At 70.4% G+C, this 11,478-nt stretch carries 9 protein-coding genes; 3 read left to right on the top strand and 6 right to left on the bottom strand.

Features of this window, described 5'->3' with window-relative positions; genetic code table 11:
• Positions 1–280: 280 nt before the first annotated feature.
• From ACFU99_RS02240 to ACFU99_RS02220, 5 genes are all read right to left on the bottom strand, one after another.
• Positions 281–418, bottom strand: coding sequence for a lasso RiPP family leader peptide-containing protein (locus tag ACFU99_RS02240; RefSeq protein WP_384384511.1), 138 nt, complete (start codon positions 416–418; stop codon positions 281–283).
• A gap of 251 nt (positions 419–669) precedes the next feature.
• Positions 670–2,022 carry a lanthionine synthetase C family protein gene (locus ACFU99_RS02235; RefSeq protein ID WP_384384508.1) on the bottom strand — a complete coding sequence of 451 codons (1,353 nt, stop codon included), beginning with the start codon at positions 2,020–2,022 and terminating at the stop codon, positions 670–672.
• Positions 2,019–5,243, bottom strand: coding sequence for a lantibiotic dehydratase (locus ACFU99_RS02230; protein WP_384384506.1), 3,225 nt, complete (start codon positions 5,241–5,243; stop codon positions 2,019–2,021). The genes ACFU99_RS02235 and ACFU99_RS02230 overlap by 4 nt, the downstream gene beginning before the upstream one ends.
• Before the next feature lie 275 nt (positions 5,244–5,518).
• Positions 5,519–5,659: a hypothetical protein gene (locus ACFU99_RS02225; protein WP_384384503.1), complete on the bottom strand. Its 141-nt coding sequence runs from the start codon at positions 5,657–5,659 to the stop codon at positions 5,519–5,521.
• Positions 5,660–5,841: 182 nt separating this feature from the next.
• On the bottom strand, positions 5,842–6,426 hold the full coding sequence (locus ACFU99_RS02220; RefSeq protein WP_384384501.1) for a TetR/AcrR family transcriptional regulator: 585 nt from the start codon (positions 6,424–6,426) through the stop codon (positions 5,842–5,844).
• Between the two features lie 228 nt (positions 6,427–6,654).
• On the opposite strand from ACFU99_RS02220, the gene ACFU99_RS02215 reads away from it, so the two are divergent.
• The 3 genes from ACFU99_RS02215 (at position 6,655) to ACFU99_RS02205 (ending at position 10,073) form a co-directional block, all read left to right on the top strand.
• Complete coding sequence (locus ACFU99_RS02215) at positions 6,655–7,587, top strand: alpha/beta fold hydrolase (protein ID WP_384384498.1); 933 nt, start codon at positions 6,655–6,657, stop codon at positions 7,585–7,587.
• Between the two features lie 163 nt (positions 7,588–7,750).
• A complete protein-coding gene (locus ACFU99_RS02210; RefSeq protein ID WP_384384495.1) occupies positions 7,751–8,236 on the top strand; it encodes a nitroreductase family deazaflavin-dependent oxidoreductase in 486 nt (161 codons plus the stop codon).
• A gap of 223 nt (positions 8,237–8,459) precedes the next feature.
• Complete coding sequence (locus tag ACFU99_RS02205; RefSeq protein ID WP_384384493.1) at positions 8,460–10,073, top strand: PucR family transcriptional regulator; 1,614 nt, start codon at positions 8,460–8,462, stop codon at positions 10,071–10,073.
• A gap of 38 nt (positions 10,074–10,111) precedes the next feature.
• On the opposite strand, the gene ACFU99_RS02200 is transcribed toward ACFU99_RS02205, so the two are convergent.
• Positions 10,112–11,227: a serine hydrolase domain-containing protein gene (locus tag ACFU99_RS02200; protein ID WP_384384491.1), complete on the bottom strand. Its 1,116-nt coding sequence runs from the start codon at positions 11,225–11,227 to the stop codon at positions 10,112–10,114.
• Positions 11,228–11,478: the final 251 nt, after the last annotated feature.

Below are 11,478 nucleotides of genomic sequence, written 5' to 3'. Positions count from 1 at the left end.
TCCACAGACCAGGCATCCGCATCCTGCCCATCCCATGGACCGACGACGGCGCCGGAGCCCCGCCACATCTGGTGGCCCGCTTTTTCGCCCCTTCGCAGAGCCCGAGTCGAACGTCCCCGAGCCGCCGCTGACCGGCACCGACTCCTGGATCTCGACGATTTCCACCGCGTGTCCGCGCTCCTCGGAGCGCGGGACACGTTCCGTTCCGCCGGAAACAGAGCGTCCTGGATCCGGCGGACACGGACGACGCCGACCGCGTCGGTGCCGAGGCCGTAGCAGGTCAGTAGTTCAACTTGCTCTCGGGCCCTTCGGGGAGCCGCCACAGGCCGCCCTGGGTGAGGGCGGCGAAGTCGCCGACCTCGACCAGCAGCGGGGTCTCGTATACGTCTTCGGTTCCGATGAGCAGGTTCTCGGTCATGTGGGACACCTCCGGATCACACGGATGGACCATTCACCTGCCGGGGATATCCGACATCTGCCGGGCAGTTACACCGTGACAGTCCGAACGTCACCCGTATGAGCGATCGCCGCGCGATTCACCAGTGGTGCACTGACCTGTGAGGTCGGGGACGCCGTACCCGGCACGGCGTCGTAGACGAGCGGGGCGATGAGGCGTCAGCGGCGTCTTGCGCGGACGCCCGCCCTTCCCGACTGCTTGAAGGAATCGCGTCATGCCACGAGCAGGGCCATGTTCCAGGAGGAGGCGGGGTGGTTGTCGAGATAGGCGTGAAGGGCGAGGGCGATGCCCGCGCTGCCCTCCAGGAAGCCCGCGCGATGAATGGCGTTCCGGACCCCGGTGCCGAGGACGGCGTGGTTGTAGACGTATCCGAAGGGGAGATCGGGCCGGTAGGCGGACTCCAAGGACGCGGCCAGCGCGGGTAGTTGTCCGGCCAGCCGGTGGCTTCCGCTGTCCCGGGCCATCAGGCCGGTGATGTGGAGCACGCCGGCCCAGCCGTGGCACAGCGAACTGTCGGTGACGGAGTCCCGCAGCGGTTGTGCGAGGGATGCCGCCATGGCGCCGACGGCCAGGTCCTGCCAGTCGGCGCGTTCCATGGCCATCCCGGCGAGCTGGATCGCGCGGGCGGTACCGGGAGTTCCGTAACACCAGGCGGCCCTGGGCGTCTGGTGGGCGTCCCGGCCGTGTCCGCCCACGAAGGTGTCGAAGTCGACGGTCCCGTCCCACAGACCCTGTGCGGTGCGTTGGCCGATGAGGTGGTCTACGATGCGGATGATGGCCGTCCGCTGGCCCCGGACACGTACGCCGTGCCGCCAGGCGAGGGAGAGCAGGGCCAGGGGGCCGCTGATGCCGTGCGCCAACCCGAGGTTGAAGTGGCCGCGGGGATACTCCGGTCCGACCGCAGGCTTCGTCGGGACCCACCAGCCCGGCACCTGATGTCCGTACGCGGTCACGGGTTCGGTGAGACGGACCAGATAGGTCAGGGTGTCGAGGAGCAGGGGGCGGTGTACGTCGCCCCGGAGCAGCAGGTAGCGCCCCAGTCCGGTGGCGCCGGAGACGACGTCGTAACTGTGCATGTCGACGCCGGGCCGGCGTGCGGCCAGCCGCTCCGCCTCCCCGGAGAGCAGGCCGCGCAGCTGGTCGGCCACCTTGGAATCGAGGGTGGTGAGCAGGTCGGCGTAGTCGTCGCCGTGCCGGGCCGTGAGGGCGGCGAAGGCGAGGGAGGCGGCGCCGTTGTACAGTCCCGCTCCTGCCGGTCGGGCCAGTCCTCGGGTGGCGGCTGCCAAGTGCGCGTGCGCGGCACGCCGGAAGCGGCTGTCGTGGTGGGAGAGCTCGGCGTACAGGAGGGCGACACCGGCGTGGCCCTCGCCCAGCCCCAGCGGACGCCACGGGTGCCGGGCCTCCGGCATGCCGGGGTGCTGGTCGACGTTGTCGGGCGCGGTCGCGGCGGTCGCCACGTACTGCGGATCGGCCAGCCGCTCGACCAGGTCGTCCATGATGTCGCGCGGCTTCCCGGCCGTCCTGCTCCCGGAGCGATCGGCGCCCACTGTGCCGGCTGCGGTCATCTGGTGCTCCTGATGCGGTCGTGGTGGGCTTGCAGGGCTCCGCGCATGATCGCCGTCGCGGCCTGCTCCGCCTCGGGATTGATGCCGATGAGCCGGTTGTGGTGCATGTGGAGCAGGGACAGGAATATGGACGTGACCGGCGTCCAGCTGTGGTCGCCGAGCTCGCGCAGGGTGTGCGCGTAGTCGGTCAGGGCTGATGACCGGGCCTGCCAGGCGGCCAGCAGTTTCTCGCCTCCGGGCCGGGCGCGCAGTCCCTCCCCGCTTCCGTCGGCGTCGATGAGAGCGAGGGCTTCGCGCCTGCGTTCCTGGAAGGCCCGGTGCATCGCACCGCGGGGAACGGCGCCGAGGATTCGCGAGATCCAGGCCGGTTCGCTGCCGTTGGGGGAGCGCGAGCGGGAGCCGGGTTCGGTGTCGTACGTGTCGTACGCGGTCTCGTAAGCGCTCCAGAATGCGCGGGCGAGATGGGTTTGGCCGACTGCCGCGATCAGTACGGGGTCCAGGGAGAGGCGGCCCGATTCCCGTAGCGCGAGTGCTGCGATGGCGGCGGTGCTGTCGGCGTGGAAGAACCGTTCGGCCGCCGTGATGGCCTCCGGGCCTCCGTAGCGTTCCAGCTCGGGATCGTAGCTGCTCAGGCCGTATCCGCGGATCAGGCGGCTCGCCTGGAGAGCGCCGGCCCAGCGGTGCAGGCTGGGCAGCACCGTTGAGGTCAGCGCCTCGGGCGTGCCGTGGAACCGTAGCCGAAGGTGATCGTCCGCATCCCGGTACCGGATGAAGAACCATCGGTCCACTTCCTCGGGCAGGCCGGTGACCAGGGAATGTATGGAGTACGCGAGCAGCTCGTCGTGCCGGGAGGCGGGGCAGCGCACGGTGGCGTACAGCCATTCGCCGCCCGGGGCGTGTGCGAAGTCGCGCTGCCGTCGCGGCGAGGGGCGGGCCGGTTCCCGGCGGACAGGCGTCGGGTGCCGCTCGGCAGCCGCGTCCGGCGCGGGCCGCGCTACGAGAGGGATCACCAGCTCGTTGCGGTGCGGGCCGTCCGGTCCGGTCAGCCACCCCGCGCCGGCGCCGTCGAGGTCCAGCAGTTCCTGTACGACGGTGGAGGGGCGGCGTTTCAGCTCGTGCCGTAGCAGCCGCAGGTGAAGGGGGCGGGTCAGGTCGAGTTCGAGGCGCTGATCCGTGAACACCGAGCAGACCCGGTCGGGCACCCGCCACCGCTTGCGCCACGCGTGCAACGCGTCGGCCCATTCGCCGAACGGTGCGTCGTGGTCCCGGACGGCCTCGGAGGGACGCCAGCGCGCCGGAGCGAGGACGACGCGCCCGCAGCGTACGCGCGGTACGTACGGCAGGTTCCCGGCCTCGCCCCAGTCCCAGTGGACGCCGCGGACATCGCCGCGGCCGATCTCGGCCAGCAGGCGTACGGCATTGGGGGCCAGGGAGTGGGTGTTGAGGCGGTGCAGCACGGTCGGCAGCACTTCCCGGCCGGTGCCGGTTTCCACGATCCGCAGCCGGTGCGGACCGGCGGCGACGGCGAGGTTCTCCAGCGACAGGGTGCCGGGTTCGGAGGCGTCGGCGAACACGCCGACCGGAACGATGTGCTCCAGGAGGCGGGGGACCTGGGCCACGTTGTCACCGCGGCCGTGGCGGGCCTGGAAGACGAGTTGGGCGCGCAGCGCGTCCGGCGCCGCATCCCCCGCGCCGCCGGTCCGGGCCAGCTGGGCCAGCGAGGCCCGCAACTCGTCAGGGAGGAGATAGGCGAACCGGCCGAACGTCGAGACAGCCGAACCGGCCGACCCTCCCGTCAGGACGAGCTGGAACTCTCCCTCGCGCAGCGCCTCCACCGAGGTGGCGAGCAGCTGGGCGGACAGTTCGGCCGACGGCGGCTCGGGCGCCGATGGCGTTCCTTCCCCCTGGGGGTGGCCGGTGGTCCGGACCACCAGCGGATGCGTCTCATCGACCACGACCTCGTCGGCGCCCGAAAGCAGCGCCTCCTGGGCGAGTTCCATCATCAGCCGGTCCCGCACGGTGACGGCCGAAGGCACCGGCGGGGCGGTACGCGTACTGGGCGGCTGTACGTACCCGGCCGGGGCGCCCAGCCCGGCATCGGGATCCAGCAGCTCGGTCACGGGAACGGCCCGCCCCAGGCCGTATCGTTCAACGAACTCTCCGCGATATTGGTCGAGTGCCGAGGAACCGGAGGAGGCGGGGGCGATCCGCCACAGGAGGCCCGCCGCCCGCTCGGCCTCCGCGGCCACCGCGGGCGGTAATTGCACGCTCGCGTCCAGAACGAGGTCCACTTGCACACCCCGCTGTACGGACCGCAGCCGACGCATCCGCGAGCCGACGTCACGCCAGGCACCCTGCCCCTGCCCCAGCGGCGCGGCCGCGTAGGCGGAGAGGGAACGGGCGACATCGTCCAGCGCGGCCGGGTCCGAGAACTCGGAAGAGTTCACAGCGGTGAGGGCGTCCAGTACGTCGAGTACGTACCGCGCCGCGTCCGGTGTCTCCGCCGGTGGCCGAAGGTCGGTGAGCAGGAATTCCTTGGTGAGCAGGTCGGCCAGCATGCGGTCGACCGCGCCCGCCGGGGCCGCGGGGAACCGCTGGGCCAATTGCCGGCTCAGCTCCGGGTAACGCAACGGCCTGTCGCGCACCATCTCCAGCGCGGCCTGCACCGCGGCGGTGTGACGCACGCTGACTTCACGCACACCGTCCCGCAAGGCAGCCGCCTCGTCGCTCTGATCCGCCAGAGGCAGGTACGACAACGTGAGACGGTCGCCGCGCACACGGCACAAGTTGTTGGCCGTGACCCGAAGTTCGTTCAACACATCCGCTCTGTCGGTCCAGGGAGCCGCGAGCGCCGTGACCCAGCCACGCTCCAGCCGAACCGACTTGCGGTGGGCCGTTCCCAGACGTACCTGAGCGGACTCCGCGGTGGCCGCGAATCGCGCGACAGCGACCCCGGCCATCAGCCCGAACGGCGTGCACCGCGTCGCCATCCGCAACCGATACGCGGTCAGCGCTCGCACCACCCGCCGCACGTCGGCGATACGTTCCTTCTCGCCCCGCAGAATCTCGTCCCAACGACGTGCCAAGGACGGACTGGAGACTCCTACCGCCTCCCGCAACAGCTCGTCGCAGGCGAGAGAGCGCAGATACTCCACGCTCTTGGACACCTCGTCCGCGTCGCCCTCCACGATGTCGGTGTGCGTGGCCGTGGCGTGATGCACGGATTGGGCGGGAGCACGGAGCAGGACAACACCAGCGCATGAGAAGGGAATCCAGTCAGGCACGTCGCTCTCTTCGGCATTCGGTCGGCGCCGCCACATCGCCACATCGCGGCATTGAGGCATCGAGGCATCGCGGTATTGATAATGAGGAGGCGGCTCCCTTCGCAGGCAGCCGCCTCCTGTTCAGCTCAGGCCCGACGACGGGCCCGGGTTCATAGATTCACAAATTCACAGGCTCGCGGATTCGCGAACGAGCAGTGACGAGCGGCAACGCGTCAGGCGCACGTCCAAGCGCACGTCTGGGGGCACGTCACGGCCTCGGTCTGGGTCATGGTGATAGGCGCGCCGTCATTCGATTCCACGATCTCGCGTACGTCCAAGTCGAAGATGTCCTTGGAGCGGTCCTGGTCGAGCATGCTTCCTCCTCGTATCAAACGGGATGGCACGTGCTGACTGACAAGAGCCGACCGACAAGATCGGTCAACATGTGGAGAGTGACAGGGGTACGTGGTATCTACAAGACCCCTGCGTCGGGCGCCGACGGCACCGTCGGTCAACGCGTCCTCCGGCGGGCCGTGACAGCAGGGGGGCGGGTGCGTTACGCGCGCAGCGCCTGCGACAGTGCGTCCACGGTCACGCCCACGATGGCCAGGAGCTGCGCCGGGCTCGTACCGGCCCTGCTCATGACGGCGAGCGACTGGTTCACCGCCGCCGCGTGGAGCGCGAAGGCCTCGGCGTCCTGGTCGGTCAGGCCACCGGCCTTCAGCGCGGTGCGCAGACGTAGGCGCTGGGAGCCGAGCGCCTGCTTCGCGTGCGCTGCGACGCTCGGACTCAGCACGGGGATCGCCATGGCCGACTGGGCGATCAGGCAGCCATCAGGCAGTCCGGGATCGGCGATGCGCTTGAGGGTGACGTCGAAGAACGCGCGAACGGCGGCAACGGGTTCCGAGGCGGCGCACGACAGGGCGGCGTCGTACCTCTCGCCGTAGCGGGCGGCGTAGAGATCCAGGCAGCGCAGGAAGAGCGTGTCCTTGTCGCCGAGGGAGGAGTAGATGGAGCTGCGGTTCAGGCCGGTGGCCCGAGACAGAGCGTCCAATGACGTGTCGGCGTAGCCGTCGCGCCAGAACTGCGTCATCGCGGCGTCGAGCGCCTTGTCCATGTCGAACTGCTTCTTGCCTGCCACGCGGACTTCCCTGCCGATGCGTCGATGGTTCGGACTGTGTCGTGCACCATTCTATCTTGAACCAATCGGTTCAAGATGTGTAGCCTTCGAGCGTGGTCATGGCCAGGCATGCCGTGCACTGCGCGACGGCACGAGGAACACACTCGCGTGGTCCCGGCCGCCGCCGTCGGCCACACCGCGCCAACCGCACACCTGACACCTGACACCTGACATCGATGGAGGAATCCCGTGACCGGCCCGGCGACCAGCGCTCCGCATATCTCCGAAAGCAACCCCATCCCCGACCTGCCCCTACAGCATCTGGCCGGATTCACGCACCGCTGGGTCGACGCGGACGGCGTCCGCCTTCATGCCGTCGAAGGCGGACGGCCGAGCGGCCCGGCTGTCGTCCTGCTCGCCGGATTCCCGCAAACCTGGTGGGCCTGGCGAAAGGTGATGCCCGGCCTCGCCCACCGGTTCCGCGTCATCGCGATCGACCTGCCGGGGCAGGGCCACTCCGAACGTCCGGAGCGCGACTACGACACGCACACGCTCGCCGCGTACGTCCACACCGCCGTGAAGGCCCTCGGAGTGCCGATCTACTCCCTGGTCGCCCACGACATCGGCGCCTGGGTCGCTTTCTCCCTCGCCCTCGAATTCGAGAGCCATCTGCACGGAGTCGCTCTGCTCGACGCCGGAATTCCCGGTATCACTCTCCCGGAGGCGATTCCCACCGACCCGGAACGTGCGTGGAAAACCTGGCACTTCGCGTTCCACATCGTGCCCGACATCCCCGAGACGCTGCTCGCCGGCCGCGAACGTGAATACGTCGGCTGGTTCCTGAAAGCGAAGGCACTGTCTCCCGACACGTTCGACGACGCCGAGATCGACCACTACGCGGCGGCCGTCGCCGTCGACGGCGGGCTGCGCGCCTCCCTCGCCTACTACCGAGACGCCGCGGAGTCGGCGCGCAAGAACCGCGAGGCGCTCAAGCGGCGGCGGTTGACGGTGCCGATCCTCGGAATCTCCAGCAGCCACGGCTCCATCCCGGACATGGCCGCGTCCATCAGCCCGTGGGCCGAGAACACCACCCGAGTCGTCGTGCCCGACGCCGGACACTTCATCCCCGACGAGCAGCCCGACGCCGTCGCCGCCGCGATCGCGGACTTCATCGCGATGTGAACAGCGGCCGGGACCACCGGATCGGCTGGGGCCACCGGATCGGCCGGGGCCGCGGTGGGCGGCGTTGTCCGGACACTTGCCCGGCACTGTGGCGAGGCACAATCCGCGCGTGCTTGTGTGGAACCGCGCAACACCATCCGTACGCGACGATGGGACGAACGCGATGCCGCTTGAAGGCGAGTACGGGCCGCATCCGGTGCAGTGGGTGCGCGAACAGGTCGAGTTGTATGAGAGCTCGGGTGGTACGCGGGGGACGACACTCTGGGACACGGGCCTGCCCGTCGTCATTGTCACGATGCGCGGCGCCAGGAGCGGCAAGATCCGCAAGATTCCGCTGATGCGCGTCGAGCACGAGGGGCGGTACGCGGCCGTGGCCTCGAACGGCGGCTTCCCGCGTCACCCGGTCTGGTACTTCAACGTCAAGTCCGACCCGAATGTGGAACTCCAGGACGGTGCCGTACGCCAGACCATGACGGCCCGCGAGATCACCGGGGAGGAGAAGGCGGAGTGGTGGGAGCGCGCGGTCGCCGCGTTCCCGCCGTACGTCGAATACCAGAAGAAGACCGACCGCGTGATCCCCGTCTTCGTGCTGGAGCCCGCGTCCAGGACAGGAGCGGCGGACGCACGGCCGTCGTCGACGAGCACGTGATGCGCGCGGTCCGCGACAGCGCATGGGGGATCGTCTTCGACAGGCGACGGAGGCCGCAGGCTACCGCTCGCTCGCGTGCGCCGATGACGCGAACGATCCCTCACGGCCGTGGCATGTACCGGCGTGATTCCCTCGACATCTGAATTCGGGAACGGGAGCGGCGCTCGCCGCGGCCGGGGCGGCAGTCCGGCCGTCTCCCGAGCCGATGCGAGGAGGAGCGCCCATGAACGGCTGCACTTTCAGCGGGCTGATGGACGTCGTCGGCAGCCCGACCCTGCGGTTGCAGGCCGCGCCGGCCGACCCCTCGGCCCCGGTCACCGAGGCGCTGCTGTACGACCCGCACGCTCCGCTGCCGCATACGCCCGGGGCCCTGCTGCTCGCGGTCGGCGTGCGGGCGGCGGCGGCCGGGCCGCTGGTGCGGGCCGCCGCGCGGGCGGGGATGACCGGAGTCGTGGTACGAGGCGCGGACGGGCCGGTCGGCGAGGCCGAGGCGCGTGGTGTGGCGCTGCTGGCGGTCGACGAGGAGACGGCCTGGCACCATGTGCACCTGCTGCTGGCCTCGGCGATCGGCGCACGGTCCGCGCACGGCGGTGGGCTGGGGGATCTGTTCGCGCTGGCCGACGCGATAGCGGCAGCGGTCGGCGGGGCGGTGTCCGTGGAGGACCCGCGCCAGCGGGTCCTGGCCTACTCCACGGTGCCCGGTCAGCCGGTCGATGAGGAACGCCGACAGGGCATTCTCGGGCTCCAGGTCCCGGACGACGTGGAGAACTCGGAACAGGTCCGGCTGGTGTTCGCCTCGGACGGGCCGGTGCGGCTGCCGCCGGTCACACCGCACGGACTGCCGCGGCTCGCCGTCGCGGTGCGGGCCGGCGGCGAGCCCCTCGGCTCGGTCTGGGCGGTCGACGGCGGCACGCTCGCCGGGGACGCCGAGGAGACCCTGGCCCAGGGCGCGTCGACGGCGGCGCTTCTCCTGCTGCGGGCCCGCGCCGCCCAGGAACTCGCCCACCATCAGAACACCGACCTGGTGCGCCGATTGTTGAACGGTACGGCGGACCCCCGGGCGGCGGCACGACGCCTGGGGTGGGACGCGGTCCGCGTGGCCGCGTTCGCGATCGACTCCGCGGCGAGCGTGCCGGACGCCGAGCGGACCTCACTCAGGCTGCTGGATGTCGTGCGCCTCCAGTGCGAGGCGCGCTACGGGCGACAGGCGTGCGCACTCCTGGACGGAGTGGTGTACGGGCTGCTGCCCGCGCCCGGGGAGCACGGCGGGGACCGCGCGCCGCAGGAGCGGAGCGCGGTCGACCGGCGGCACCGGCAGATGGCGGAGGACATCGTGCGCCGGGCCAACCGGTCGCTGCGGGTGCCCGTGCGAGCGGCGCTCGGAGAGGCGGTGTCCCACCTCGGCGAAGTCGCCGATTCGCGGGCGGACGCGGATTTGGTCCTGCGGCTGTCGCACGACGCCTCGCCGGTGGCCGTGATCGACGAGGTGCGTCCCCAGGTGACGCTTCTGCTCCTCTCCGAAGCGATGCGGGAGCAGCGGGCGCTGAGCGCGGGCGCCTGGCGGCGGGTGCTGGCGGCGGACCTCGATCACGGCTCCGACTACGCCCGTACTCTCGTGGCCTGGTTGGACGCGGGCTGTGACGTGGCGAGGGCGGCCAAAGAGCTCTCCGTCCACCCCAACACCTGCCGCTACCGCCTGCGGCAGGCCGGTCGACAGCTCGGGATCAACCTCGACGACCCTGACGAACGGCTGGTCCTCTGGCTGCAATTGAGGGTCCTCGCGGGACTCGGCGGCACTGCCGGAACCGGTGGCGCCGCCGCTCTCCCGCCACCGTGAAAGGCGGCGGCTCGACACCGGGATTGGGAGGTTTCCCGTCAGCGGAGGGTGCGGATGAGGTCGTCGATGACGGCGTCCACCTTTGCCGAGTCGAATCCGTCCGAGCCGATCAGCAGGGTGACGGCGCGTTGTCCGTCGTCGGTGACGGCGTTCCGGAAATTGTGGCTGGTCTCCATGGAGCCGCTGTGTCCCCAGGTGACGAAGCCCGGCGTGTGCTCGTAGCGCTCGACGCCCAGGCCGTAGCGGCCGCCCTCCTCCTCGGGAACGGTGTGCTTCATCTCGGCCAGTTGGGCGGGGGCCAGCAGCTTCCCGGTCCACAGCGCGGTCCAGAAGGCTGTCGCGTCGGCGCCGGTGGTGACCAGCGCGCCCGACGCGTCGGCTGCGGAGACGTTCCATTCGGTCTTGTCCACCGGCTTCCCGTCCTTGCGCGCGTAGCTTCGCAGGGCGGGCTCGGGGAGCGTGGTCCGGTCGCCGGGCCAGTAGGTGTCGCGCAGCCCGAGGGGCTTGATGATCCGCTGCTCGATCTCGGCGCCGATGCCGTGGCCGGTGACCTCGGCGACGATCAGGCCGGCCAGGTTGTAGTTGGTGTTGGAGTAGGCGAAGCCGGACGGAGTCCTGTCGGGCGGGGGCAGCGTCAGCGTCTGCTCGACCGTCTGCAAGGGGTCGATGTGATCCCAGCGGTGGGCATCCAGGTCGTTCCAGAACGGCGCGTCCAGGTAGTCGGGCAGGCCGCTGGTGTGCTGGAGGAGCTGACGGATCGTTATCTTGCGGCCGTCGTAGTGCTCGGTGCGGATCAGGCCGGGCAGGTACTGGTCGACGGTGTCATCGAGCCCGATCCGGCCTTCGCCGACGAGCTGTAGCACGACCGTGGCCGTCCAGGTCTTGGTGTTGCTGGCGATACGGCTGTGTTCATCTCCGACGACCTTGCGGCCCGTCCTGAGGTCGGCGAGGCCGGTGCCGCCGCTCCGGACCCCGCACAGCGGGCTCTTCACCGTCATGCTGATGCCCGAGGCGCCGACGTTCCCCAGGTCCTTCACCGCCGCCTGGATGCGCTGGGTGTCGCACCGAGGCGTCTGTGCGGAGGCGGCAGGAATGGTCAGTGATGAGGCGGCGAACGCCAAGGCCACCACCGCACTCGTCTTCCGTCGCACCATGTCTCCGTTCTCCAGGGGCGAGCCGCGTACGGTGCGCGCTCGCCCTCGATGATTCCTCGCGGCCGTTTCCTGTCGGCCGGGGGAATGCCACTCTAGAAACCGCCCTGAGCCCTGGAGTTGTCCACATGGCCAGCCGTCGGCCTGGCGGATTGTGCTGATGGCCAAGAGCTGGTGGCACAGCCGCGCGTATGGTGAGGGCGGCGCCGACACGGAGCCCCGCGTCCCGGCGGAGCAGGGCCGGGCCGACTGGA

Origin of the sequence: Streptomyces sp. NPDC057654 (genome assembly GCF_042800135.1) — a bacterium.
Lineage (GTDB): Bacteria > Actinomycetota > Actinomycetes > Streptomycetales > Streptomycetaceae > Streptomyces.
Note: the sequence above shows the minus strand (reverse complement) of the source record. Positions and strands in the feature narration are given on the sequence as shown.

Excerpts from the sequence above, each read along its gene's own strand:
- ACFU99_RS02210 (WP_384384495.1), top strand. The coding sequence starts at position 7,751 with ATGCCGCTTGAAGGCGAGTACGGGCCGCATCCGGTGCAGTGGGTGCGC.
- ACFU99_RS02205 (WP_384384493.1), top strand. The coding sequence starts at position 8,460 with ATGAACGGCTGCACTTTCAGCGGGCTGATGGACGTCGTCGGCAGCCCG.
- ACFU99_RS02200 (WP_384384491.1), bottom strand. The coding sequence starts at position 11,227 with ATGGTGCGACGGAAGACGAGTGCGGTGGTGGCCTTGGCGTTCGCCGCC.
- ACFU99_RS02240 (WP_384384511.1), bottom strand. The coding sequence starts at position 418 with ATGACCGAGAACCTGCTCATCGGAACCGAAGACGTATACGAGACCCCG.
- ACFU99_RS02225 (WP_384384503.1), bottom strand. The coding sequence starts at position 5,659 with ATGCTCGACCAGGACCGCTCCAAGGACATCTTCGACTTGGACGTACGC.
- ACFU99_RS02235 (WP_384384508.1), bottom strand. The coding sequence starts at position 2,022 with ATGACCGCAGCCGGCACAGTGGGCGCCGATCGCTCCGGGAGCAGGACG.